Raw genomic sequence first — 26,412 nt, 5'->3', positions numbered from 1 at the left:
CGTATCCCTTCGGCCAAATCTTCAGTTTGAAAACTGTCCAGGGTCGGGTCCGCTGGTCAAATTCCATGCCTGATGAGCTTCGTTCTCGAGGGAATGTTATTCGGGATACAACGTGTGAGAATTCGCAGCTTCCGACATGGTTGTATGAAAAGACGACTCCGCGACGAGACTCATATGTGGAAAACTCGTTGAGCAGAGACGGAGGCCCGACAGTTGCCGCTCGATCCATCAAGGTCGGTTAGCCGGATCGACCCAAAGGAGTTCGCGAATGAAAGAAGGTATCGAACGGAACAATTACGCCCCCAGAGTCGGACGGTGCAATCGGTCTACATCGACCTTGCCGGTGACTAGATCACGGCGCGTGCGTAACTCCAACAAGGCCACGGCCTGCGGGCCGATCAATAGGCTGGATACATTTGAGCAACTTCCGAGAACATGCCGCAAATCGTTTACGAACAGCAGGCGGTACAAATAATTGGGTCGCCCACAGTTACTGGAAATCAGTGCATCGCAAAATTTGCTGCGGCGCGACGAATGTCGGCTATGCACCAAATACGGTGACTTCGGTTGAATCAATTTTGCCGCTGCTCACAACACTTCGCGTCTCGCCCTTCGTAGGGCTCCAAAACATTCGCCTGGTCCAGTTCGAATTGATATTCGTTGTCTTCGTCAGCGCCGTCAAACGTATCCCGTTCCATGCGGAGGGGCGCGATGGAAATGCGCCGGTGGTGTTCTCTGGGCTGCGTCCGACACCAAACAGCAGGTGTTGCGGCTTCAGCAGCCTCTATCTGATATGTTGGACGGGGCAGACCCGCTTGTCCGGCACTATGGTGAAAGTTACGGTCAAGGGATGTAATGCAAATGGGAAAGCTCGGATGTCTGTTCAAACCGGTTACCTGCTAATCGCTGATATTACCGGTTATACCGGATATCTGACCCGGTCGGAGTTGGAGCACGCCAACCCAATCATCCGTTCTTTGCTTGAGGCGGTTGTAATTGAACTAAAGGACCCAATGAAATTGCGAGGTCTCGAAGGCGACGCCGTTCTTGCCTACTCGAGCGGGCCCTTCCCCTCTGGCGAGACTTTCCTCAATATATGTGAAAGCCTTTATCGGGCGTTCGCCGAACGCCGTCGGAACATCGTGCAGAACACAACTTGCCCCTGCAATGCTTGCCGCAACGTAGCCGATCTTGATCTGAAGATCCTCGCGCATCACGGAAAATATGAAGAACTGTCGATCGGACCGATGAAGGATATTTCCGGTGCTGACGTCATACTCGTGCATCGTATGGCGAAGACAGATGTGAAGGAGGATACTGGTGTCCTCAGCTACGCCCTGTTCTCGGAAGACGCGTTCCGGGCAATGGGCATCGAGTCTGACCTCATGCAATACAGCGCTCAGTTCGAGCACTTTGGTGACGTGCCCATGCGGGTCTATGACCTTGCAGCCGCCTGGCAAATGTACCGCGAGATTGCCGGGCCGGTCCGCGTTTCCGATGAGGATGCTGTGTTCACAACCCGGCACACACTGAAGGCACCACCGGTAGTGGCCTGGGAAATGCTGACGGACCCCCGGCTCAAGATGCGCTGGATGATGTTGAGGGACGCTTATCGGGAAGGGGACGCGTCGCGAACATCCGCCGGCGTCCGCCTGCACTGCGTGCATGAAGCGGCTCACTTTCAGATGCTGATCGTCGACTGGCATCCTTTCGAATACGTGACCGACATCCTCCACAATTCTTTCATTGAGGGCCTCACAAACCTGGAGACCTATGAGTTGGTCCCGGTAGAAGAAGGAACCGAGATCGTGTTTCGGATGGGGCAGCTGACTGGCGCCAACGGCAAACATCATCCAGCAGAGGAAGCTGCAGTAATCGATCTATTTGAGAATTTTTACCCGGTGGCTTTCAGTATTCTGGACGAAATGGCGTTGGAGTTCCAACAAGAGAAACAATAGTAATAAGAATGATGCTTGGGCGACTATTAATCGAAACCACCATTGTGAGGCAGCCGGTCGCTGTGAAAATCCCTCGCTCAGGGTTTTCAACCGCCCAGCGATCAGGAACGTGTTGCTGTCATAATTTTCGAAAGTTGGCTACAGAATAGGCGAGGTTTTATCATTGCCAATGTTAGGCAAAGCGGTCGCTGACGCAATGCTGTTTAACGGTGGCATCTTTGCGCTCTTGGGACCTCCATCCGTTTTCCAGTTTCGCTCGCGCAGCGAATGTCTCCTTTGACGGGCCACACCGCAGCGACGGTGATTAATGTCGAACGACCGCTAGGGACCGTCAAAGATGAGCCAACCCGCCGCGCCACTACTGATGCTGCGCTGCCTCTGAGGTCGGTTGTGAGTCCAAAGTATTTGAGACAGCGCGTCGTACGAACGTCTGATTACTAAGATTGGGATACAGTACCCGGTTTTTCCGCTAGGTTTCAAATTGAGGCGTGAACCCTTTTGTATGCACAACAGTCTTACTCTCGCCATCCACCAGCACACTCGGTGTTTTTTAGACCTCTTGTTTAATTCGACTATTCTGAGACCTCATGCGCCGCAAAGGCATCCGCATAGTCGGGATGCCATCGTGAAAGAGCCGGGCGATTGTTGATAATATCACCCGCGGCCCATTCAACCCGTTTGCGGTCGAGCTCTTCGGGCACATCATTGTCCGGGCAAAGTATATAGAAATCCCCGTCCGACATGCGCTTCAGCAAATAGTCAATTGCCTCTTCGCTGGTCCAAGCGGCGGCAGGTTTTTCCGGCATGAACTTCTCAATCATTCTGGTATAGGTAAATCCCGGCACAAACAGATGAGCGGTGATAGGCACTTCAGCCTGTCGCAAATCGTGTGCCAACATTTCTGTCATGACCTTTACGGCGGCTTTGCTGGTATTATAAGCAGGGTTTCCGGGCGGTGTGGTAATGCCCTGTTTTGATCCGGTGTTGATCACGACAGCCGGGCGCGCCGCTTCGATCATGCGCGGCAGAAAAGCATGCACGCCATTCATGACGCCGAAAAGATTGACCTCTAGTAGTTTGCGCCAGTTTTCCGTGTTTTCCCAACTACCGGTTGGCGCGGCGATACCGGCATTATTCATCAGGACAGCCACCTCACCCAGCGCAAAAGCCTGATCCACCAAGGTGTTCACAGCAGAGGTGTCGGTGACATCAGTCGGAACTGCCTGAACAGTTGCGGACGACCCAGCTTGATCGCGCAATTCCGCCTCGGCGCTGGCCAAGGCCTCGCCCGCCAAATCGACCAGCACAACCCCTAGACCGTCCTGAATAAATCGTTGGGCCGCGGCTTTGCCGACGCCGCTGGCCGCCCCGGTTACAACGGCAAAGCCGCCTTTTTCGATAGCTTCGCGGTACATGGATCATCCTCTTTTCCTATGAATGACTGAACGGCCCTTCAAGGCGCCATCTTTTGCTTGAGACCGCCGATGAACGTCTCGTCATTCTGTTGTTTGCGCGCATCAAGCAGTTCTTCAGCATCAGGCCCTGCGCGAAAACGCAGGCGGTTTCGGGTCTCGGTTGCCGCATCCCAAATGACCTGCGCGACAGTTTCTGGTGCTGAAGGGTTCGCGGCCAGTTTGCCGAACAGGCGCCTCATGGCTTCGCCCATTGGTGCATAGTCCGGCAGGTTCTCATCCATTGCGAAATCGAAAGAGCTGCCGCCAAAGTTAGTCCGTATCATTCCAGGTTGGACGATACGGACCCGAATGCCAAGGGGTTCCAACTCGTAGTGCAGTGCTTCAGAAAGCCCCTCTACTGCGAACTTGGTGCCATGATAGAGCGCGCCGAGTGGAAATGCGATCTGTCCGCCGATGGAGGAGATGTTGATGACTGTGCCGGACCGGTCCTGGCGGAAATGAGGCAGAACCGCTTTGGTCACTTCCATCAACCCGAGCACGTTGGTGTCGAACTGACGCCGGATGCGGTCCATTGTGAAGGCCTCTAACGCACCATATGCGCCATAGCCCGCATTGTTCAGCAAAACATCAATCTGTCCAAACCGTTCGATGCCATCTCGCACGGCCGTTGCAATTGAGTCCGCATCCGTCACATCCAGTTGGGCCAGATGCACGCTATCCAAAGCCCCAAGATCCGTGCTGCCTGCAGGGTTGCGCATCGTGGCGACGACATTCCAACCCTTCGCTTGGAAATGTCGGGCGGTTGCCGCGCCAATTCCGGATGAGGCCCCGGTGATCAGAATGGTTTTCATGTTTTTGCTCCGCAAGTTACGAAACACATAATAGTAATTGGGTACGGATGGGTCTTTAAGCATTATCCAGTTTTCTTGCACAATGCTCCAGAAGCGGAGATCTTCTGTAAAGGTTTTCCCACCTCCGTGCTATCGATAAGAGCAACCACTGGAGGCGTATATGGGATCTCAGACACTATTGGACTATGTTCTGGCTCTGCTTGACCGCGCGGGCGTCGCGCAGGGCGTACTGACACAGAACGAAAGCGAGACGGTTTTTCTCACTCACCCGTCGACCACCCTATCCGACGCCAATGTCTACCGCCCGCTGTTGTGCGCGGTCCTACAAGGCGCCAAAGAGGTAGGAACCAGTAACAGAACACTCACTGTTCGGGCCGGGCAGTCGCTGATCGTCAGTAACGCGCTGCCGGTTGTCTCAAGGATCACAGAGGCCACACCCGAACGTCCCTACGTCGCGCTCGTGTTCCCCCTCGATCTGGAACTCTTGCGCGTCCTGGCCTCGTCAGGGTCGCGGTCGTCCACCCATCAAGTGTCGGATCCATTTTCGATCTGCCTCGCTGAAACCGATCACGAAATGAAAAGCGCCCTATTGCGATATATTCGCCAGTGCGAAACCGAAGAGACACGTCACATGCTCGCTCCGATCACGGTGCGGGAAATCCATGCCCGCCTGCTGATTGGGCGACATGGTGGCACGCTCCGAAAACTGGCGTGGCACGAAAACACGGCAAGCCGGATTTTCGCAGCTACACACGAAATCCGGTCAGATTTAGCTAAATCCCTAGTCGTTGGAGAACTTGCAGGGCGCGTGGGTATGAGCACTTCGGCATTCTTCGAACAATTCAAGGCTGTTACGGGAACCTCGCCGCTGCAATACCAGAAAGACCTGCGTTTGCTCCAAGCCCGGAATGAGCTTCAAACCACCGGCTCAAAAGTCTCAGAGATTGCCTACGGGGTTGGATATGAAAGCTCGGCTCAATTCTCAAGAGAGTATGTCCGCAAATTTGGACGTTCCCCAAGACAGGACCGCGTTCCCGAATCTGTCCAATAAGGCTGCAGGTATAAAACCAAACGTCGCAGCCCCGTCACGAACCAAGGCTTTCGACCCGATCAATTTTTGAAAGCGGCCATTGGCGCAATCGAGGAATTGGTACATTGTCCGCAAAGTGTGAATCGCCCGGCCAAAGGTACTCTGACTCGACCATGAGTTCGTCTTCCATCCATTTCTCAATAGAGGCGCAGGTGCCCTTGGATATTTCGAAGCGCACAGGTTTCTGCGTCTTGCTTTGAAGTACTGAAGCCTGTTCCTTGATCTGAACCAATGACATAACATCTGCCACTTTCATTTTTACCAGATCGCAACCGCGGAGCTTACCGTCGATTGCCATGTTGAAGAGCGCAATATCGCGATGGTTTTCGGCAAGCTCGAGGCGCACTCGGATCGCCCAGACATTTTTTGTTTTCAGGGGGCGCTTCTGACCCACGACACGGCCTTTGTTCCAGGCTGGGCGAAGTGCGCGAATGGCCGGGAAGTTTAGTGTTTCCTTGACTGATCCTCCAATCCGTCATGCCCACCCAGGAGGATAACCCGACGTTGACGCAACCCTCGCTGCCTGCCAAGACCTCCCTAACTATGTGTGCGAGCTTTTTCGGGGTCGTAAATTGGGCTGGACACAATTGTTGCGTTTGTCGCGAAATCATTTCCTGAAACCTTTAGCGTGGTTCCGATGGCAAGCTGTGGCTGAACATGCGCAAGGGCAAGCGATTTGCCCAATCGGTGCGAGAAGCAGGGGCTGTTGATGACGCCCACCTCCGCGCCATTCAATGACAGTCTTTCTCCGCCTTCGACCATGTCAGAATGATCGATATCCAGGCAGAAGTTATTGACCTTCTCGGAACCTTTTGCGGCCATGACGGCCGATTTGCCGCGAAAATCGCCCTTGGATTTGTTGACAGTAAAGCCAAGGCCGACCTCCCAGGGCGTGTTGACTTCGGTCATGTCATATCCGTAAAACAGCAGCCCCGCCTCGATCCGCACCTTGTCGAGTGCTGTAAAGGAGCAGGGCATGACGCCTGCCTCCGCCAGTTTGTCCCAAATGTCGGTGATCACAGAGCCATCGGCAAAAATCTCGTAGCCGCGTTCGCCGGAATATCCGGTTCTCGAGATACGGCAGGGGTGACCGAAAAGCACCGCAGGCGCATGTTCGAAATAGGCCAGATCGGCCAGGTCAAAATCCGCGTTCGCGTTGAGAATTTCCAACGAGGCTGGCCCTTGTACTGACAGATCATGCAGATCATCGGTAAATTCGATCTGCACGTTCCGCCCTTCCGCCGAATTCTCCAGAAGCGCCATCGTGTTGCCCGAGCCATGCACGATCATCCATTCGTCGCCGCTGTTATTGGACACTATGGCATCGTCGGCGATCCCGCCCTCATCTGTCAGCACGCACAGGTAAGCCGCCTTTCCCGGTGTGACCTTGGAAAGATCGCGTGTGGTTAGGTGATCAAGAACCGCTTGGGCGTCAGGGCCGCGCACGAACACCTTTTTCAGAGGCGACATGTCAAACATTCCCGCGCGCTCGCGAACCGCATCGTGTTCATCGTTGGGATCGGTGTGGTAGGTCCAGGCGGTGCCCATACCATTCCAATCCTCTAGTCCCGAGCCAAGGCTCTGGTGGCGGGATGCAAGCGCGGACGTGCGGCTAAGTTCTTCGGCCATGGGGGTTCCTCTCTCTAGTACCATTCGTCCGGCATTCGCGCTTTGCGCTCTGACACGAAGTCTTCAAGCGCGGCCTGGATGTCGGGTTTCATTTCGGGGCGTTGATAGTCGTTCAACAACTGACGCCACCGGGTGGCGGCGCGTTGATCTGCTGTAAGAGCACCATTTTCAGACCAGGTTTCGAAGGGTCCGGCGTCAGAAATCTGTGGCTCAAAATTCGCCGTCGCGTAGTGCCGCAGCGTGTGATTGGTCGACAGGAAATTTTCGCCCGGGCCCGTTTCGAAATAGGCATCACGGCCAAAGGCCTCGTCGTCCGTTTCGAAGCCCTGCAACAGTTTCAGCATCGCGCCACAGTGGTCGAGATCCATGATGAATTTCTCGTAGGACATCACAAGCCCACCTTCGAGCCAGCCCGCCGCATGCCAAACCTGATGAGCCCCGGACAAAAGCGTGGACCACATTGCACCGGTGCTATCCTGCAACGCTTGCCCGTCGGGCGCATTGGAGGCGGTGATCTGTCCGCCGCCGGACCGCACAGGCACGCCAAGCCTTCGTCCCAATTGAGTAAGCGCCATCGTGGTCATATTCGCCTCGGGCGATCCAAAGGTCAGAGCGCCTGTGCGCAAGTTCATTGTGGAGTGGAATGAGCCGAATACCACCGGACAGCCAGGATGCACCAGTTGCGCAAGCGCAATGCCGACCATCGCTTCGGCCAGAGTTTGCGCCGACACCGCTGCAGGTGAAAGCGGGCCCATAGCGCCCGCGAAAATGGCAGGGGAGACACAAACACATTGCCCTGCCTCCGCATAGATGCGCAGAGCCGAAGACATCGTATCATCATAAACCAGCGGCGAATTGACGTTGATGTTGGCCTGCATCACCGCGTGGCGCTCCATGAAGTCGCGCCCAAAGACCAAGCGCGCCATCTCGATACTATCCTGGGCGCGATCGGGAGCTGTGACAGATCCCATAAAGGGTTTGGACGACAGCGTCAGATGCGCCAGCATCATGTCCAGATGTCGTTTGTTCACCGGTACATCTGTCGGCTCGACCACCGTGCCGCCGGAATGGTGCAAGGCAGGCGCAGTGTAGGCCAGCTTGACGAAGTTGCGGAAGTCCTCCAGCGTCGCATAGCGGCGGCCATTCGCCAGATCGCTGACAAACGGAGAGCCATATCCCGGCATCAGCACAACGTTGTCGCCGCCAAGTGTCACTGTTTTGGCCGGGTCTCGACCATGCAACTGAAATTCACAAGGGGCGGTAGCGCAAAGCGCGCGGACGTGACCCGGTTCAAACCGTACACGTTCGCCATCGATGCGTGCACCGGTTTGGCCGAAGTGATCAAGCGCGGTACGATCCCCCCGGAACTCGACACCAATATTGTTCAAAATCCAATCGGCTTGATCTTCGATCTGGGTCAGTGCCGTTTCGCTCAGAAGATCGTATGCAGGTATTTTGCGCCCCGAGAACGGCGTGCCCTCAGCGGGCTCATTGTCACGGGCCAAGCGGCGTCGGCGCACGCGTCTGCGGTGCCCCGTCAGTGTTGATGTGTCTGCTACAGCGTTCAAAGGGTCCAACGTCATTTGTTCGTTTCGCGCAACCAGGTGCAAATTTTGGGCTTAAAAAATTATGTTGAAAATCGAAAATTTCTTTTCTCAGTGTTTAGAAAATTTGTACGCTATACTCATGGCTGCCCGCTTTCATCACCACGACTTGCTTAGGCTATTTGCTGAGATCGCCCGTTATTCCAGCTTTTCGACGGCGGCGTCGGCGCTCAATATGACAAAGGGTGCGATCAGTTATCAGATCAAAACGCTTGAGGCCGATCTGGGGATGGCCTTGTTTCAGCGCACAACGCGGGGTGTCACACTCACCGGTGAAGGACTGAAACTGCTCGCAATCTGCCAGACCCGATACGAAGAGATCGAAACCGAAATTCAGGCGTTGAAAGGGATTTCATCGCGCTCTTTGACTGTTGGTGTCTCGACCTATTTCGCTGCGCGTTGGCTGTCGCCACGCCTGATGTCATTTATGCAAAGCCACCCGGACGTGCAGCTTCGCATTCAGCCGATGGTCGAGTTTTCGCAGGCAGAGATGCAGGAAGTGGACCTGGCAATCAGGTGGGGCAACGGGAATTGGAGTGACGGCACAGTTACACCGTTCATGCACTTACGGCCCTATCCAGTAGGTAATCGGGCGGCAGCCGACCTGGTGAATGAGTTGGGAATAGAAGGCGCAATGTCGCAACTTACGTTGCTGAGAGATCGCGATGACAGCAGCGCCTGGTCAGATTGGCTGAACGTCGCAAAGCTTCCTCGGCAATCAAGGCGAGATGTGCTGATCGTTCCTGACCCGAATGTCCGGGTGCAAGCGGTCATTGACGGGCAGGGCATCGCTTTGATGGATGACTTGGTTGGGGACGATTTGAATGCGGAAAGGCTGTTTAGATTGTCGGCAACCGTTCTGCCTGAATACGGGTATTTCTTAGTTCAACCGCACAGAACCGCCCCAATTGGCGCAGTGCGGGCATTCTCGGATTGGGTTCAGAGCCAGGCCTGATGGTATTCCCCCTTGAGCGGCGTCAAGAAAAATATTATACGGCATATAAATAATATGAGGAAGATCCAGACGATGCCCACGGGACATATTATGATGGCAATGAGTCTAGACGGCTTTGTTGCAAGGCCGGATCACAGGCTGGATTGGTTGGATAAGCAACCCACCAAGGATGAAGACCACGGGTTCACAGCCTTTCAGGACAGTGTCGACGTGATCGTAATGGGATCGGGATCATACCGGACGGTTAGGGGGTTTGGAGCGTGGCCATACACGAAACCGGTGGTGGTTCTCAGTCGTTCGATGACAGCCGACGACATCCCTAGTGACCTGCGCGAGAAGGTTGAGGTTTCAGACAAAACACCACCCGAATTGATGAAGAGCTTTGACGCGCGTGGTTTCAGTCGAGTTTACGTGGATGGCGGAGCCATCATCTGTTCATTCCTCAAAGCCGGGCTGATTGAAGACATGCGGATCACCTTGATTCCCATCCTGATTGGTGAAGGCATTCGGATATTCGGCGAGACACAAGGCGATGTTGATCTAGAACTGGTTTCGGTTAGCAGCTTTCCCTCTGGCCTGGTGGATCTCGAATACAGATTGAAAATCAGATGACGAAAACTGCCCCACCGGGGCGGCCGCCAAAGGCTGAGCAGCGCCTTTCGAAACAGCTGATCCTGAAAACTGCATTGCCGATTGTCCAAAGCAAAGGCGTTGACGCGCTATCGTTTCGCATGCTCGCCAATCAGCTTGGGGTCACCCCGATGGCGGTGACCTATCACGCTGGCACCAAGAGACAGCTTTTATCCGGTCTGGTGGAAAGTGCTTTCGCCGGCGTTCTGGATGGCGTGGACGGAGATACTCCGGTTGAACGCGCCCAAAGCATCATGATGACCTACTATGGATACGCCTTGAAGAACGCCAACCTTCTGCGCGCGATCCTTGAGGATGTGACGCTGATGAGCGCGGATCTCATAAACGTGGCCGTGGAATTAAAGGCCAGCACGGACCAGCTTGAAAACAGCGATGGCGGCGACGTCCTTGTTCACGTGCTAATAGACTATGCACATGGGTTTGTACTCTCTGCCTCCAGCGGAGAAAACAATCCCCTGACAATAGATGACTTTCTGCGCGGGATTGACTGGATTCTTGATCAAGCAGCTGGTGACCGCGAGGTCCGGTTGCGGAGAAAACAAGCGTATCAGGGTGGTCCGGCAGAACGACCTTAACGACCCAAACATCCACACTGGGCTGTGTCTTCGCGATTGCAGCGAATGACCGGTAAGCGAACTGCGAGCGCAGAATTGTTAAGGCAGTGTGAAGGTCCGGAATGGGCCATCTTTAGGGATGGCCTTGTACCTAATTTCCATGACGCCTGAGCACAGTTCTGAGGTACTCGGTCGAATGCCAGGTTTGATATGCACAGAATACCCCGGCGCAGCCTTTAAGTGTCAACTGATGCTTGGCCGATTGCTGGATGGATCCACGATATGTCCGTCCAGTTTCTGGATCGCGTAGCGCGCCTTTCCATACCGTGCCGTCAAAGACCAATTCGGTCAGGATCATATCACCAACCTGCGCATGGGGCGTATCGTCCTTGTTCCAAACCCAAACAAGACGTCCACACTTTATTGCTTTATTCGATGTGCAATCTTCAAACGCGACGATCACGCCGAGTCCGGGGGACGCGTAGTGGCCTTTTAGGTCAAAGGCATGTCCTTGGGTGGCCAACATACCCACGATAACCGCAATCACCAAAAGAGCTGTTTTGACCATTCGGATGCGCAATCGCGGCGCGACGCGGGCGAATTCGGTCAAGTATCTTGGATGCTCGGTCTTCATGAACTGATCCCACCACGAAAAATAGAGCCCGTGGTTATAGCCCGCATGTGCATGGTGCATATCGTGATGAGTAACGCTCGTGAGCCAGCCAAAGACCGGCCTGCCTTTTGCATTGGCAGGGAAGATTTCGATCCCGCAGTGCCCGATTGCATTGCGCAGCATCATATGGGTCACAAAGATGAAAAGCGCGACAGGGTGTGTTGGCAGAATGATAAGAACGAAAGGCAAGTAGACGGCGTTCACCACGGCCTCGCCAACGTCAAAGCTGTAGGAGGTGAAGGGAGTCGGTTGGTGTGACTTGTGATGCAAGCGGTGAAACCGGCGAAACAGGGGCGGGTAGTGCAGGGCGCGGTGCGTCCAATAGAACCACGCATCATGAAGGATAATCAGCACCGCGATACTGAACGCGAAATAGGTCCAGCCATATGCGGCTATGTCTTGGTAGATTGTGATGACACCTGCCCTCGCACCAAGCGCGATGGATGTCCCTGCGGCAGTAAAGATAAGCACTGTGCGCAGGCTCGTTAGAATCTCGCGCAGGATTTGACCTTGTGGCACTGCAGAGGGTCTAATTTTCTGCGCACCAAGACGCCGTGCCAGCATGATATTGATCAATAGATACGTGCCGCCGGCGCCAAGAATATACCGTAAGAGGTCTCCGCCGAAGACATCCGTGTAGATGGATAAGAGTGTGGCTAACTGAGTCATTGTCTGCTCCGAATGCGAATTGACATGTGGCGGACACTGGCTGGCGACGCAAATCAGAGCGCGCTGAATTTGAAAACCGATCCGTTTCTTGCAAAATCGGCGAGGATTTTTCAGTTTCAGTATGGCTATACCGTTGACCGGCGGGGTAAATCCGACTTCGATTGCGCCTGTTATGTCAGACCCAATGATTTTGGATATCTTCCTGCGCGGCAGTGCCATCGGCACACTCGCGTTATGCGCCGCTGTCTTCATGAGAAACGGGGGATTCCAGCGCAAAAGCATGGCAGTAGTCTTGCTGTGCCTCAGTTTTGGCCCCTACTTGATTGTGTCCTCACCAAGCATTGATCTAACCGACAACCCGGTTCGGATTGTGCTTGTGATGATCGCAGGTGTGATCCCTGTCTTGCTCTATTGGGCCGTGATTGAGCTGTTCCAGGATGACGTTTTTGTTCAACCTTGGCAGATTTTGACCGCTGCGTTGATAGTCGGTTTGGCGTGGCTTTCTCAACTACAGCTGCAACTTGGTGCAGTTCGCGGTATCTGCGTACTGATCTTCTTTTTCCATGGCCTGTGGATCGTAGTTTCAGGTCAGGCAGGGGATCTGATCGAGGCCCGTCGCCGGTTTCGGCGTTGGTTTCTGGTCTGGATCCTCAGTTTGGGAATTCTCATTACCGGATTTGAAATCACCCATCTGGATAAAGCGCTTCCTGTCTGGGTATTTGCACTACAGGCAAGTGCGTTTTTCCTGTCTGCAAGCGCGTTCCTGCTGTGGTCGGTTCGCGTGGTTCCAGACATCTGGATACCGAGCACTCCAAAGCGGGATGACCAAGCCAACCCGGCGCAGTCCGCGCTCATAACGCGTATTGAAGCCGCGATGTCTGAGGGTCTGTGGCGCAGCGAAAGGCTGACCGTTGCCCAAGTGGCCGAACATCTTGGGACACAGGAACACCGCATTAGGTCCGCAATCAATCAAGGCTTGGGGCACCGGAATTTTGCGAGCTTCGTGAACGCGTTCCGCATTCAAGAGGCGCAATCCATGTTATCATCGCCCGAGCTGGCAGAGCGCTCGGTCTTGAGCATCGCTTACGATGTGGGGTTTTCCTCACTGGGGCCATTCAACCGCGCCTTTCGCGCTCAAACTGGAATGACACCTTCGGAATTTCGAAGGGCGCATTTACATGAAACGACAAAGTCACGTTTGTAAGCTATCCGCAAAACCACCTTCCAAGCCTGCTTTGCAAAAAAAATCAAAATTACGGCTGCCGTACCGCAGCAACGATCAATGAGGCGGACGTCTGCCAAGGGTTGTTGCCAATACCCGTAGTACAGCCTGCTGTCGTTCGGGGCTTGGGAGTGCGCAGTAATTGGAGCCAATTTGTTGCGCTTGATCGCGTTGGTCGGCCTTCAGTTCACCCGAAGAAGCCGAACCCCGACGCATCTGTGTCGCAAATTCTAATAGGATGTGCGCTCTGACCGACGGTCCCACACTGCTAAACTTGGTTTCTTCCGCAGATCATACCGCTTCTGGATCATTCCAATGGAGGAGACCCATATGTCTGCGAATGAAGACAACATACGTCAACCCGGCTTAGTGCTGGCGCTTGTGCCAATCGTGCTGACCCTGTGTGTGCTTGGGCTGCAGCTATTCTATTTCGGCGATTTTACCCCGCACATCCCTTTGGCCTTCGGGATCGCGATCACCGGCATCGTTGGCCTTATGTTGGGTCACAAATGGCCCAGCATCGAAGAAGGCGTGTTCCACGTCATTAATATATCCCTGCCGTCGGTCTCGATACTGATCACGGTAGGTATGATCATTGGCGTGTGGATCGCAAGCGGCACCGTCCCGACGCTGATCTATTACGGCCTCAAGATATTGTCGCCCGAGCTTTTCCTTGCCGCAGGAATGATCCTTTGCTCCATTGTCTCTGTTTCATTGGGCACATCGTGGGGAACAACCGGTACAGTTGGTTTGGCGCTGATGGGGATTGGTGCCGGGTTTGGTATTCCAATGTATTGGACGGCGGGGGCGGTGGTCTCTGGCGCGTTCTTCGGCGACAAGATCTCGCCTTTGTCGGACACAACTAACCTTGCCCCTGCCGTGACGGGGACCAATCTTTTCGATCACATTCGGAACATGCTTCCGACCACAGTTCCTTCGATGCTGATCGCGTTGGTGATTTACTTTGTCGTCGGTTTCACACTGATCGACACGTCGCAGGTTTCGTTTGATCGTATTCACGCGATCACAACCGCGCTGGACGACGCATTCTGGATTTCACCGATCATGCTGTTTCCGGCGGTTCTGGTCATCGTTCTGGCGGTCATGAAGCAACCTCCGATCCCGTCGCTGTTTGCGGGGGCTGTTGCGGGCGGTGTTATAGCAATCTTTTGTCAGGGGGCCGGGCTTCATGAGACGTTCACTTTCGCCAACAGCGGCTATTCAATCGATACCGGGGTTCCGGAGATAGACCCTTTGCTAAATCGCGGGGGCATTCAGTCGATGATGTGGACCATCTCACTGGTGCTGCTGGCCCTGGGTTTCGGCGGAGCGCTTGAACGCGTGGGTTGCCTTCAGGCTATCATCAAAGTTGTCATATCGAAGGTGAAGTCGTTCGCCGGCATTCAGATTTCCGCTATCATGACGTCTGTTGCCACCAATACCGTTGCAGGTGATCCATACTTGTCCATTGCACTGCCGGGCCGAATGTATGCGCCTGTCTATCGCGCGATGGGCTATTCCCCGCTGAACCTGTCCCGCGCCGTCGAGGAGGGCGGAACGCTGGTGTCCCCTCTGATCCCATGGAATGCGGGTGGCGCCTTTGTCATCACGGCACTGGGCCTGGGGATCGCGGACGGGAACTTTGAGAACCTGCTGTACATCCCGCTCGCATTTGCTTGCTGGCTGTCACCTGTCATCGGTATCCTCTACGCCATGACCGGTCTCTTCTCACCAAAGGCAAGCGAGGAAGAGATCCGCTCATGGGAAGAAAGCGGAGAGCCTGTCGCGCAGATGAGTGCCTGACCATTTTGCACCAACACCGCAACAGGTGTTGGTGCCCTTCACCCGCCTTGGTCGATACTGGGAGGAGAGAAAATGAACCCGAGAAACTTTGTCCCTAAGGGTGCGGCCAGTTATCGCATAGAATATGATGGATCGGCCAAAGAGATCTACTTCCTGCTGTTGCCGAAACTGACCATGCTGGCCTTTAGCGCCGCAGTGGAACCTCTGAGGATAGCCAATCAGGTCACCAACAAAGAGCTTTATAAGTGGTTTCTGATCACTGAAGACGGAACACCGGTTTCCTGTTCAAACGGGATCGAAATCACGCCGGACTCCGCTTTGCGCAATCTGCCGCGATCCTCGCGGCTGTTTGTGTGCTCAGGCATTGAACCAGCCGAGAGTACGAACTCCAAAGTTCTGTCCTGGATCAGTCGTCAGCGAACCTTTGGCTGCAATCTGGGTGGGATTTGCACTGGCGCTTTTGCCCTTGCCGAGGCCGGGGTTCTGTCGGGAAAAAGGTTTACGCTGCACTGGGAAAACCACCCGGCTTTCATCGAAAACTTTGCTGATCTCGAACCGTCGGCAAACCTGTATGAGATCGACAACGAGCTTATGACATGTGGCGGCGGAAATGCGGCAACCGATATGATGCTGGACATGATCGAATCCGATTTCGGAAACGATCTGGCGGTCATCGTATCGGACATGTGCATCCACTTTCGATCCAACAATAGCAAAACGCTTCAGAAATCGGCCTTCTCGGTGGCCTTGGGCAGCCGCAATCAATACCTGATCAATGCTATGCAGATCATGCATGAAAACCTGGAAGAGCCGCTGGATATCTTTGAAATCGCGGAAGCCGTGCAGATATCGCGTCGTCAGCTGGAACGTCTTTTTCAAAAATATGTCGAAACCTCGCCGGTCCAGTTCTATATCGAACTGCGCGTCGCGAGGGCATACGCATTGCTCAGCGAAACCGAGATGTCGGTCGCCGAAATTGCGGCAGCCACTGGCTTTAGCAGCGCTACTCAGCTGACCGTACGATTCAAGAAACGCTACGGCGAGGCGCCAACTTCTTTCCGGAGAGGATGGTCTGATAGACGCGATTAAATTGCATCTGACCAGTATCGGAAGTCAAAAATTTTGAATTGTTGATTTAGGTTATGTGCAGTTAGGGTCGGGCCTCGTAACCAAAAAATGACGAGAGCCGCGAGCGCGATTATATAGCGCCTTGTGCGACCCGTATTCCTTGGCGCATCGCACCAGCGCAACCCATTGCTATTGATGGAGATAATCCTACTCTGAACACGTCGATCATCTACACGTGGCTTGCCATGAGACTTAGGAAAGAAGGGCTCAAGGCACGCCATCTGCTCGTCGCTCAGCCAGAAAAGGTCAGGCATGGTAACCGCTTGTTTTCGGCAACGTGAATCACGCTAAAACCAAAAATCAATGTGTCCTGAGCCCAACCACGGTCCGCTTTCCGGCTCTCGGTTCGCGAGACGTTAAGGCTCCCAAGGCCTACGCTTATCGGCGTATCATCTGCGAAATCAACCACCGATACGATCCGCATTTTGACTGCAACAGGCAAATTGATCGAAAGTGGCGGAACAATTTGGTCGAAAGTGATCATGTCGCGATGAAGCGCCTACTTAGGTACCGTCAGAGCATTCGAGCCTTGCGAACCGTGAGGGCAACACTGAGTGGGATAGAGACGATCCGGACCAACAAGCGCGGTCACATTTGACACAAATAGACCGGTGTTCGAGGAGAGACCGGCTTCATCTCAAACTGTTCGAGCGCGTATAGTCCGGCCGCATGCGCTGCACTTGACCCAGCTTCAACCAATTAACGCAACAGTCCTCTTACCGCAGGTATCCGATCCGACCAGCACCCCTGTACACGTCGCCAAACCCTGCGATCAGTCGCAGGCAGAAAAATTTGGGCCTAACAGACCTCGGGCACCTTCGTCAGAGGTGATGCGCGCAGAATGCGTTCGTAGCCAAGATGCGCGCCTAGCGGATCCTTGTGCGGTACCTCGCCGGGCAGGGTCTCGACAACGAGACAGCTGAGCGGTGCATCGGGGCCAAGCGTTATGTCGGCCAGAAGACTCGTGATCTCTGCGGCGGACCAGCTTGTCTGGCCGGCGGGCTCGGTTGTGGCGGTAAATCCAAAGCTTCTGTCATCGAAGGGCTGGCGCGGGCGGCGCGGAGTTGCAAGCTGGCGACGACCCAGAAGCACGTTGCGCCGGTCTTCGTCATCTGCTTGCACCGCTTGTACGTAAAGCAGCACCCAAAGGTCGGTGCGTGGCACCACAGGTTGCACGGAGCGACCATTCTTGACCGGGTCGGCGAATTCGGCGCTGACGGTCAACCGCTGGGTCGAGCGGGTGACGCCGCAGTTAAGCGGAGGAGGCGCGTGCTGGATGCCTGCGACTTGCAGGGGCCGCCCGTATCTGCCTTGCGCAGTACTCCACATCTCGGCGTGACCGACACGGAATTCGTAAAGGAAGAAACCGAAGAGTTCGGGCGCTTCGGGCGGCAGCCCTTGGGGCAGCGGTAGCATGAAGTGCCGGGGACTGTTCGTGGGCAAAAGCTTCTGCATCGCGCCCAGTCCGCTGCGGTCATCGGCCTGCTCGGGTATGATCGTGCGGATTAGTTCAAGGTCGATGGGCAGGGGCGTGTTACCCAGCGTCGGATCGCCGGTAAGATCCCCGGTGAGTACCGGATCCGGACTGGTGGCGAGCATGCGCGCGAACAGGCTATCATTCGGATCGTCGGGCGGGCGGTCGAACTCGAGCCAGACCAGCCGGGTTCGTTCCTCGGAGTGGGAATACGCTGGGTCGCGCAAGTAGGGTGATAATGCGATGCCAGCCGAGACAATTTTGGGCACCTGGCGCGGAGGCCGGGCGACGGGCAAGGTCAGATCGACCTCTTCGGCACCGTCCTCTTGTGCGGGGTCAACTTTGTATTCGGGGATGGCGGTGTATTTTAACTGCAAAGGACGCGGGAAGCTGCCGTCCGCGGGCTCGGGGTCGATCGCATCGAGGAAGATCAGCGTCGTTTCTCCATTGGCGGCGGCACGGGCGACTTCGTGCGGGGCGGACTGCCGCCAGCTCACGCGGCCCACTTGGTTGCCGTCACGCTCGATGCGCAACCCACTTAGCCCATCCCATGTCCAGTCCCTTTCGATGTTGACAACGACCGCGACGATCCACTGGCTGGTCACTTCGGATTTGGTTGCGAAGCGGACTGAACCGCCGTCGGGACCGATAACTGCGTTCAGACTTGAGTGCAGCCCGAATAGGCAGCGCTGTCCCGGGCGAGCGCGCAGGCTTGCGCCCACATGATCGAGGTCGAGCGCGGAGGCAAGCCGCGCGATCGGGTTCTCGGCCCCCTGACCGGTACGACCTCCGGCACGGTTGGCTCTGACAAGCGCCCGGCTTCCCGGTTCCGTAGGTTGCAGATAGAAACCCTCGGCCACCCATCCGCGTGGCAGGCTAATGAGGCCGCGTTCGTCCTGGGCCGGGCTGCGTAGGTAGCGCCGCGCAGTTTCGCCGCGGCGCACGTCATCGGCACCGAAGTAGTTGGGTTTGTCCGAGCAGATAGGGGTCAGGTTCAGCCGCACATTGCGCGAAGTCGGAATAGTGATCGCGCCGTCTGTGGGGATTGCCATGGTCCCGATGTCGGCGGTGTCAACGTATTCGAGATCTAGCAGGGCCTGACCATCGGCATCGAAGGCGCGCTCTATAGTGTAGAGCTGTTCGTAGACCGGCTCATCGTCTTCCGGGTTCACGTCTGGACGCAGCACTTCAACCGAGATCTCGAGGATGTCCACATCTGGGTCCGGAAGGCCAGGTGCGCGCTGCTCGGCGGCGGCCTGGGGCATATCTGCCTCAAGCTCGGCCTCGGTTCCGCCGGCCACGAGGCACGCGGGGTAGTGCAGTCGGGGTTTGCTAACTGTGAGCGAGGCTGGAGGGTCGGTGGGATCGGCTGCCGAAGGCAGGGCGGGCGTCGTACGCAGTCCAGCGGGCCGGACGTAGCGCTTCATCGTTGCGGTGTAGACAGGCTGTGCGCCAGGGTTCAGGGCCTCGGTTTCGATGCCGGGGCCACCGCCGGAAAGATCGCAAAGTCGAATGCGCAGATCGTATGTGGTGCCATAGCGCAACGGGATATCGGGGGGCACGCCTATGACAGGTTCAGGTTCATCGTCGCCGCCCATCAGCCGGTCGGCGAAGCGGTCGACCCCCACAAGCGGCCGGCCGTTCCAGGCAGCAAAGTACGAGGGAAGCCACATGTTGGCAGTGGGATCGCCGAGGATCTTGTTCGGTCCGACCTCGACGGGGAAGTTGGCCTGAACACTACCAAGGTCATTGCCGCCGAGAACAAGAGCGGTTTCCCCCATCGTCAAAGGAACCCAGTCTGAATTGCCGGTTTCCCGGGCATCGATGCGATAGCCGCGTACGCCCATCGGCGCATCCAACGGCGCAGCACCGGGGCTAATCTGACGGTTGAACCAGGTGACTAGTTGCGAGTCGTCGCACCCGACAAGCAGGCCGCGTTCTGTCGCGGGACGCTCCGCTTCGTCCTCACCGTCCTCGTCGAAGGGGTCGGCCCAGGCCGGTTGCGCGCCATAGACCTCTTTGGCGAAGCCGTCGTCATAACGTACGGCCTCGGCGAAGATATCGTCGTAGCCTGGGATGGGTGCTGCTGTGACGGGGAACTGTACGGCCGTGAACAGCGGGCGTGGCCCCGATAGCGGGGACAGCCGCGCGGCGTAGAGACGCAGCGCTCCGGGAATGCCGGCAAGCGACTGCCACGGACTGCCGGGGGCGAGATCGACATAGACCCAGCCCCCTTGTGAGACGACGTCTGCAGGAAGGGGGATGTCGATTGCGCGAATGAGACCTACGGCTTCGGCAAGTAAAGGCTGGCGAAGTACGCCGGCCAGAACCTGGCCCCACGACAACGGTGGTGCCGTATCGGCGATGGACGTGCCTGCTGGCGGAACGGCCTTGAGCGCGCAGCGATACGTGTCATCGGTCAGAAGGAAGGGATTGGCACCTTGGCCATAGCCTGTGGCCTCGCGATAGGGCGGTGGCGCGTACTTCATGATCCGGATCGAGGCGGTGCGTGGGTCGGTAGGCGTGACGGAGTTGTCGATGGGGAGCTCGGACGCCAGTGATTGAAACAGCGTTTCGGCCTGAGGCATTGCGGGCAACGTGATCGCAGTCTCGCCGGTGGCGACGCTGGCCGGTGACGGCAGCACCGTCGGGTCCGCGATGGTGCGAACAACAACGTCGAAATCCGTTGTCGCATAGGGTGGCAGGCCCGGTGCGGGGGCCGAGGTCGGATCGGTCTGGGGGGTCACCATCAGACGTAGCGAGAGATTTGCGCCATCCCAATTCTGGAGGAACGGCAGCAGCACAAGGCGGGACACGGCAGTCATGGGGCGATCCTCCCCTTTTGGTTATTACAGCACATCTGGAGCATCCTCTTTGCCGAGGGGGCCGCGCGTGATTTCAACCATCTTTGCGTCCCAGGAGGCGGAAAAGCTCAAGACCAGGAAGACCGAGATGTCGATCGATACGGTAACTTTCGAGACGAAGAACACGGTCTCGTTGCCGGTGCCCGGTTGCGCGAGTAGTCGGGCCCCCATTGCCTCGAACCGGATGGCGACGGATATGATTGGTTTGATGGCTGCCTCGGCCTGTAGCAGAATCCCTCCGCCCCAACCCATTACGGTTTCACCTATAATGGCGATGAAAGTGAACCCAACCATACCCTTAAGCTTGAGGAAGTCGCCCGGTCCGACCTTTTTCATGTAGGCAATCCCAAAGCCGATAGTGACCACGAAGGTCGTGCCGTCCTTCACAGACATGATGAGCGAGAACTTGATGATCGCGACGGCGTATAGGCCGGGAACAGCCTTGATTGCGAACATCGGTTTGCCGCCGAGCGAGAACTTCGCTTTGGTCTTTTCCTTCGCCAAGGTAACCAGGACTTCTACGCCGGTGTCCGCAAAGATGATGTCTCCCGGCAGCGGTGAGGGCGGGATCTGAAGATCGGCACCGCTACTGGTTTTGAAGGGAACCTTCATTCCGAACGTGAATTTCCATTTATTTTCCATCCGGACATCCGGTTCGCCGGAGATACCCAGTTCCTGCAGGATTGTCAGAAGGTCCTGCACGATCTGTACGGGTCCGCCCATTCGGAGTTCGGGCGCTTCGAAACGGGTGTCTGGGTCACCAAGGGCGCTGACCTGCGCAACCGTTGTGATCACATCGCCCATATCAGTATGCGCCATGATGCGGGTGGCGTTGGTTAGGCGGAACTCCCACTGAGTTGGCTGACTGGTGTCGACTTCGTATAAGACCTCTGAGTTGGTGTAATCAACGTCGCTTTGCACGCTTCCGGCAGACGCGGTCGTGCGTCGCCCGATCCCCGCATTGAAAGTGCCGGGACCGTCAAGGCGGAAGCTGCCGCTATCAGCCACCAATGCGAAGTTGGCACTCGGGAAGGGGATGCAGTCGGACTGCTCGGGGAACATGGACAACGAGTCGGCGAGGACGAAAGGATCGGCGATGATCGGGCGTTCGGTCGAGACGATGCGATTGGGTTCGGTCGGCTCGATCCGGGGTCGGCGAAAGAAGGCACGCTGCATCCCCATGGAGTGCAGGATGCCGTAATCCTTGGCCGGGTTGACGGCGAAGAGATCCTCGGGGTCGGCAAAGCGGTAAGGTTCTCCTGTCGGCAGGCCAGCTGCGCCGCGCCGGATCAGCGGCAAGCCTTCATCCTCAGGCACCGGCGAAGGGGCGCCGCTGGCGTCGAGCGTCTCGAGCACAGACCATTCGCCGCCGGGAAAGACGAGGCTGCCCCATGCAGTCATCGCGAACTCGGTTCCCGCGACAGCAATGCCGACGCGGTTCATACGCATCTTCTGCTCTCCGCCTGCGACGGCACAAACCGCTTCGACAGGGCCGCACATCGGCCCGACCTGATTGATCAGGTCGGTGTAGGTGGCGACGTCGAAGGCCGGCGGGTCGGCGGTAATGCGCACGTAGCCCAGGTGCTGTTTGACCGGTACAGGAGCGTCGGCGCCATCCATGACCAGATCGCCTTGGAAGTAGACGGCCATGAAATCCTGCCCATTGGCGGTGACGATCTGGCCGGTCTCGGCGATCTCGGTGACATTTGTGATCCGGCTTACGACTCCGGGATGAGTGATCAGGCCGAGACCTGGGAAGTCATACAGGCCATCGCCGCCCGCAACCCAGCCGGTGTCGCTGCGACCGACAATGGCGTCTGCCTTACGCTGAAGCGTGATCGTGCGCACAACAGGCACGCCGTAGGGAACCAGAACCGATTTGACGGTGACGACTTCCCGCGCGGTGCGTCCGACGGGCACGTCCAGTTCGACCTTCTCGACCTGAGTTGTGGCGTTCAGTGGGTTGTTCCACTTGCTGAAGATGCTTTCGCCATAGCCCGAAAGGTCGAGCCGCGTGACGGGGACGAGCGCAGTGCTGGGTGAACCAGCACCAAGGCTAGAGTTGAAGATGCTCGTCGCGCTGGTTCCCAGGATGCTGACTGGCGCGCCGGGTACATCCGCAGGCACGGCAACGGGAAGTTGCACCGTATGGCCGGGCATGGCCGGGGTCTGGCGACCTGCGAGCGTGCGGTCCCGCGCGCGCAGCGAAAGCTGGTGGGCGCCTTGCATGTCATCAGGGGTCTCCGGGCGGGTTTCCTGCACCCGCACACCGCGTTCGGTATCGGTCGGCGCCGTCAATCGAGCGGAGGCGATCATTCCAAAGGGGAGGGTGACTCGCGCCCGGCTAGACGGGTGGGTGTCGCCGCGGAGCCGGTCGAGGATCGTGTCATAGGCGGGCACCGGTGCGAATGGTACGCGGTCCCCGTCGGGCAGGTCGATGACCGCGGGGACGCCGGAATTGAGAAACACCACACGTTCGGGAAAGGCGATAGCGTCCGCAGGCTCCGGCGGAACGACGACCGCGGGTTCCCATTGAACCGCAGGAAGGGTCAGCAGCACCATCCAATTGGGATCCACCTCGAAAGCCAGGTCCTCAATGGCGACGACCTGGTTGACTGCAGTCGTCGGCGCAGTGCTGGAAACTCCGATAGGATCGCGCGGGCCACGTGGTGGGCGCAGCGCGACACCAAACTGGCCCGCGCCACTGGAGACATCGAGAAGGGTGATCTTAGGGACAAATTCGAAGTCTAGCGCATCGCCAAGCGCTTTCCCCCAACTCGGATCAGCGGCGGCCGCGGCGGTGTTGGGACGCGCGGCGAAGGAGATGTCGGTGACCGAGGCAACAGCCGCAACGGAGTTCGACAGTAGGTTCATGGATGCGCCGGTGTCGCCATCGTTGGGGGCCGCTACAGGCGCTGGGCCCGGGAGGAAAAAGTCCAGTGTCCGGCTGCCTGGCTGGACGGCGAACCGGCTGATCAGAAGCTGAGCGCCCCGTTTCTCGGACGTGTCGCGGATACCGACGTTGGCGGCATAAGGGTCAGGCAATGTCGGTACGATCCCCTCCAGTCTGTAGCCTGCCCAAAGGGCACCGGAGTTTATGCGCTCGCCATCGAAAAAGCCGTATAGAAGGGCGTTGATCGGGTCGTTGGTGCGCAGGAGACCATTCTTTATCTGAAAGCACCGTCGCCGGTCCCCGCGATTTCGACCATAGATTGCGAGCGCGCCGATATCCCCAATCTGAGCGATGATGACGACCGCATCCAGTAAGCGCAGCGGCACACGATCGCCTGCGACATCGCGCGGAAGGTCCGGGCGCAGGCTGACATCGGCCACATACTGGACGGCCTCCTGCCCGCCAGTCTGGGCGAAGTAACGCACCGAACCTTGGGTCGCGCGCCCAATTTCAGCGCGTGACTCAGGTGTCACGTCGCCAATTTCGATCAGTGTGCGGCGACCATCCTGTTCGGCTTGCAGGGCGGTGAGTGCAAGTCGCTCCTGATCGACCATCAAAGTGGTTAGCCCAAGCTGTCCGGGCGCAATTTCAGAAGATATTTGAGCCGAAAGTCCAGGGTCGATCCGGAGCATCAATGCGCCGACTCCCGCCGCCTCGCCCAAAAGCGCGGGGACGATGCGCGCGGCCGGCAGTGCAAGGCCACCGCCGGTGATCGGGGCGTCGCCCGCGATCGCAAAATCCTTGGCATCAGAGGCGGTGACCGTGAACTCCGTTTCGGTCGGGGTCATTGGCACCAACAGTCGGTTGAATTCCGGCAGGTACAGTGCTGCGGATTGCGCTGGCGTTAATTCCACCTCTTCACCGAAGGCACCAATGGTGGCGTCTGCCGTCGCTTCAATCTGATTGCCGCCAGAGCCAATGACGATCTGCAGGGCTTCTGGTGGATCGAAGATCGAGGCGCGCGCGTCCGTGCCGGCGTGGTCCAATGGGACGCCCGAAGTGCCCCGCGCGGGCGGATCCAGCAAGATATCGAGCTTGCAGGTGACAGTGGTCGGGACGACGACCTCGTCGCCATTGACCGCAATCGGCGAAGAAAAAGACAGCGAGCCGCCTTTGATCCGGATGCCAGTGTAGGTGTCGCCAGCCACAGTCGCAAATTGGTTCGTTGCCATCCAAAAGCTGCCGCCCGCGAGGTCGTGATCGACTTGTGCGGCGGAATGGAACACTGAGGCAAACTGGACGTGCGGGACGCTTAGGAACGGGACACCGCCGGGGGCACGGACAAATCGGACCTGGCGGACGATCCGGAATATATGGATCCAAATGTCACGACCGAAAGCATCACGTGCTGGCCCGATGACCGCTTCGGCCGCTAAGCCACTGGTCCAGGCCGGAAGAGCGTCATTCAGTTGCGTACTGAAGATCGGAACCCGGCGCACCGCCACCACGCGGTCGGAGCCGGAGCGCAGTACTCTCTCCGCGCCGTCGATCCGGTCCCAAGAAAGCCCGTGCTCTGCAAGACTTGCAAGCGTATCGCGATCCTGGGCGCTATCGACGTAAAGTGTTCGAAGGGCCGCAGCCGCTTCCTCAGCTTCGGTTACGCTGATTTCCGCCGGAGCAGCCCCTGAAAGCGCCGCAGCGAAGGCTTCGCTCGACCCTGTCAGCGCTGCACGCCGCACGTCCAGGGCATTGGAATCGGGAACGGTATCTGGTGTGTTGGGCCGCTCGTCCTGGTTTCGCAAGAATTCTACGGCAAAGTTGTAAAGTGTTGAATCGGCTGACATATGACCTCCAAGAACAAGTGGAGAAATGCGACGATAAACTAATACTGGTTGAAGAATTGAGGTTAATAGACCGGCGTTCTTGATGATAAATCCTAACATATTTTGCGATTCGATACGAACTTGCGACAACGGTTTTTTCCGGTCGTCGCCTTTCCGCTTGGTTCACCGTTCCGCTTTTTTCGGGTGCGAACAATCTCGCGGGGGCTCCGAAATCCGGCCCTCACATCGTGGCGATGAACGGTATCCGCGACCGCCACGTGGCAGATCAACAGGAACAGTCGTCTTCGGCGTCTGATCTACAAATCAGCGCCAATTTTGCCAAATCGAGGTCAGGATCAAAGAAATCGGTTTAGATGCTGGATGAAGGACGCGCTGCGAAAATGGATGAGTTCATTCGCTGGAGGCAGAACTATGTGTCGCCGGCATTTCCATCTGTGGACAGCTCCCTAGTCATTCCCTCACACCCTGCTTAAGCAGGAACTGGTTCTTGAAATTTTGCAGCCCCGGCATAACGTCGGCCTTGGCAATATCGTCACTCGCGTGGATTTCATGTTCAAGAAATTCCTTTAGTGCGTCACCGTCGTCGCTGACGAGTTCGATAATCAGGTCATAACGGCCCGCGACCCACAGGATGAAAACTACCCTCGGGTTCTTTTCAAGCCGCTCCGCCACCTGGCGTGGGGTCACACCAACAGCCACATTCAACCCGATCATCGCGTCGGTTGTGTACTCCGTGGCCACAGGATCGGACATCGCGACGATCCGCAACATGTTATTGTCTCGCAGACCGCTCACCCTGTTGCGGATGGTTCCTTCGGACACGTTCAACTGCTGCGCAATCTCAGAAAAGGCCATCCGGCCATCTTGCTGCAGTAGCCGGATGATCTGTTGGTTCAAGTCATCCTTTGGGGACCTAATGCTCTGTGCGGTGGCGCGCATGTTTGATTGCTTTTTGACTGCCATATACCCGATGCTCGATTGCTGCATTCGTAGCTGAGACTAGGTGAGGACATCGAAATCCGCAATTCTCCCCTGTGAATTCTGTGGCGGGAAGTGCAGAAAACGACATCCATTGCCCTCGACACCGTAGATTCCAAGGACGGTGACGCGAGTCGATTGCCAGATTTTCTGTAAA

The 26,412-nt window shown here is 56.8% G+C and carries 17 protein-coding genes and 2 pseudogenes; 9 read left to right on the top strand and 10 right to left on the bottom strand.

The features are described from left to right. Positions 1-416 precede the first annotated feature (416 nt). Positions 417-1,958 carry a DUF2652 domain-containing protein gene (locus AC2FJF_RS09590; RefSeq protein ID WP_496724989.1) on the top strand — a complete coding sequence of 514 codons (1,542 nt, stop codon included), beginning with the start codon at positions 417-419 and terminating at the stop codon, positions 1,956-1,958. Between the two features lie 572 nt (positions 1,959-2,530). On the opposite strand, the gene AC2FJF_RS09585 is transcribed toward AC2FJF_RS09590, so the two are convergent. Then, the gene (locus AC2FJF_RS09585) at positions 2,531-3,373 is read right to left on the bottom strand and encodes an SDR family NAD(P)-dependent oxidoreductase (protein ID WP_496724987.1); all 843 of its coding nucleotides are present in this window, start codon (positions 3,371-3,373) and stop codon (positions 2,531-2,533) included. 38 nt (positions 3,374-3,411) lie between these two features. Continuing rightward, positions 3,412-4,224, bottom strand: a complete 813-nt coding sequence (locus tag AC2FJF_RS09580; protein WP_496724985.1) for an SDR family oxidoreductase — start codon at positions 4,222-4,224, stop codon at positions 3,412-3,414. Positions 4,225-4,384: 160 nt separating this feature from the next. Between AC2FJF_RS09580 and AC2FJF_RS09575 the strand changes: the two genes are divergently transcribed. After that, a complete protein-coding gene (locus AC2FJF_RS09575) occupies positions 4,385-5,275 on the top strand; it encodes an AraC family transcriptional regulator (protein WP_496724983.1) in 891 nt (296 codons plus the stop codon). 34 nt (positions 5,276-5,309) lie between these two features. Here AC2FJF_RS09575 and AC2FJF_RS09570 read toward each other — a convergent pair whose 3' ends face one another. The 3 genes from AC2FJF_RS09570 to AC2FJF_RS09560 all read right to left on the bottom strand — a co-directional run bounded on the left by AC2FJF_RS09570 (position 5,310) and on the right by AC2FJF_RS09560 (position 8,526). Beyond that, a complete protein-coding gene (locus AC2FJF_RS09570; RefSeq protein ID WP_496724981.1) occupies positions 5,310-5,708 on the bottom strand; it encodes a site-specific integrase in 399 nt (132 codons plus the stop codon). 143 nt (positions 5,709-5,851) lie between these two features. Next, the gene (locus tag AC2FJF_RS09565) at positions 5,852-6,943 is read right to left on the bottom strand and encodes an aminomethyl transferase family protein (protein WP_496724979.1); all 1,092 of its coding nucleotides are present in this window, start codon (positions 6,941-6,943) and stop codon (positions 5,852-5,854) included. A 14-nt stretch (positions 6,944-6,957) separates the two neighbouring features. Beyond that, positions 6,958-8,526, bottom strand: a complete 1,569-nt coding sequence (locus tag AC2FJF_RS09560; RefSeq protein ID WP_496724977.1) for a trimethylamine methyltransferase family protein — start codon at positions 8,524-8,526, stop codon at positions 6,958-6,960. 103 nt (positions 8,527-8,629) lie between these two features. On the opposite strand from AC2FJF_RS09560, the gene AC2FJF_RS09555 reads away from it, so the two are divergent. The 3 genes from AC2FJF_RS09555 (at position 8,630) to AC2FJF_RS09545 (ending at position 10,728) form a co-directional block, all read left to right on the top strand. Continuing rightward, positions 8,630-9,502 (top strand): LysR substrate-binding domain-containing protein, encoded by an 873-nt coding sequence (locus AC2FJF_RS09555; RefSeq protein ID WP_496724975.1) that lies wholly within the window; start codon positions 8,630-8,632, stop codon positions 9,500-9,502. Positions 9,503-9,595: 93 nt separating this feature from the next. Next, positions 9,596-10,114 (top strand): dihydrofolate reductase family protein, encoded by a 519-nt coding sequence (locus AC2FJF_RS09550; protein ID WP_496724973.1) that lies wholly within the window; start codon positions 9,596-9,598, stop codon positions 10,112-10,114. Then, positions 10,111-10,728 carry a TetR/AcrR family transcriptional regulator gene (locus AC2FJF_RS09545; protein ID WP_496724971.1) on the top strand — a complete coding sequence of 206 codons (618 nt, stop codon included), beginning with the start codon at positions 10,111-10,113 and terminating at the stop codon, positions 10,726-10,728. Before AC2FJF_RS09550 ends, AC2FJF_RS09545 begins: the two co-directional genes overlap by 4 nt. 130 nt (positions 10,729-10,858) lie before the next feature. Here AC2FJF_RS09545 and AC2FJF_RS09540 read toward each other — a convergent pair whose 3' ends face one another. After that, complete coding sequence (locus AC2FJF_RS09540; protein ID WP_496724969.1) at positions 10,859-12,049, bottom strand: sterol desaturase family protein; 1,191 nt, start codon at positions 12,047-12,049, stop codon at positions 10,859-10,861. Positions 12,050-12,170: 121 nt separating this feature from the next. On the opposite strand from AC2FJF_RS09540, the gene AC2FJF_RS09535 reads away from it, so the two are divergent. The 3 genes from AC2FJF_RS09535 to AC2FJF_RS09525 all read left to right on the top strand — a co-directional run bounded on the left by AC2FJF_RS09535 (position 12,171) and on the right by AC2FJF_RS09525 (position 16,163). Beyond that, positions 12,171-13,253 carry a helix-turn-helix domain-containing protein gene (locus AC2FJF_RS09535; protein ID WP_496724967.1) on the top strand — a complete coding sequence of 361 codons (1,083 nt, stop codon included), beginning with the start codon at positions 12,171-12,173 and terminating at the stop codon, positions 13,251-13,253. A gap of 348 nt (positions 13,254-13,601) precedes the next feature. Next, positions 13,602-15,074: a Na+/H+ antiporter NhaC gene (gene nhaC / locus AC2FJF_RS09530; RefSeq protein WP_496724965.1), complete on the top strand. Its 1,473-nt coding sequence runs from the start codon at positions 13,602-13,604 to the stop codon at positions 15,072-15,074. Positions 15,075-15,146: 72 nt separating this feature from the next. Next, positions 15,147-16,163 carry a GlxA family transcriptional regulator gene (locus AC2FJF_RS09525; protein WP_496724963.1) on the top strand — a complete coding sequence of 339 codons (1,017 nt, stop codon included), beginning with the start codon at positions 15,147-15,149 and terminating at the stop codon, positions 16,161-16,163. A gap of 105 nt (positions 16,164-16,268) precedes the next feature. Here the strand turns inward: AC2FJF_RS09525 and AC2FJF_RS09520 are convergent. Beyond that, positions 16,269-16,456, bottom strand: a pseudogene (locus tag AC2FJF_RS09520) (transposase); the annotation flags it as partial. 113 nt (positions 16,457-16,569) lie between these two features. Between AC2FJF_RS09520 and AC2FJF_RS09515 the strand changes: the two are divergent. Next, a pseudogene (locus AC2FJF_RS09515) lies at positions 16,570-16,797 on the top strand (DDE-type integrase/transposase/recombinase); the annotation flags it as partial. Between the two features lie 203 nt (positions 16,798-17,000). On the opposite strand, the gene AC2FJF_RS09510 reads toward AC2FJF_RS09515, so the two are convergent. From AC2FJF_RS09510 to AC2FJF_RS09500, 3 genes are all read right to left on the bottom strand, one after another. After that, positions 17,001-20,501, bottom strand: coding sequence for a hypothetical protein (locus AC2FJF_RS09510; RefSeq protein WP_496724961.1), 3,501 nt, complete (start codon positions 20,499-20,501; stop codon positions 17,001-17,003). Positions 20,502-20,525: 24 nt separating this feature from the next. Then, positions 20,526-25,277: a hypothetical protein gene (locus AC2FJF_RS09505; protein ID WP_496724959.1), complete on the bottom strand. Its 4,752-nt coding sequence runs from the start codon at positions 25,275-25,277 to the stop codon at positions 20,526-20,528. 450 nt (positions 25,278-25,727) lie between these two features. Next, a complete protein-coding gene (locus tag AC2FJF_RS09500) occupies positions 25,728-26,240 on the bottom strand; it encodes an Lrp/AsnC family transcriptional regulator (RefSeq protein ID WP_496724957.1) in 513 nt (170 codons plus the stop codon). Positions 26,241-26,412: the final 172 nt, after the last annotated feature.

Source organism: Ruegeria sp. CDSB013, assembly GCF_059611165.1.
The sequence above is the reverse complement of the archived record's forward strand: the minus strand, read 5'-3'. Positions and strand labels throughout refer to the sequence as shown.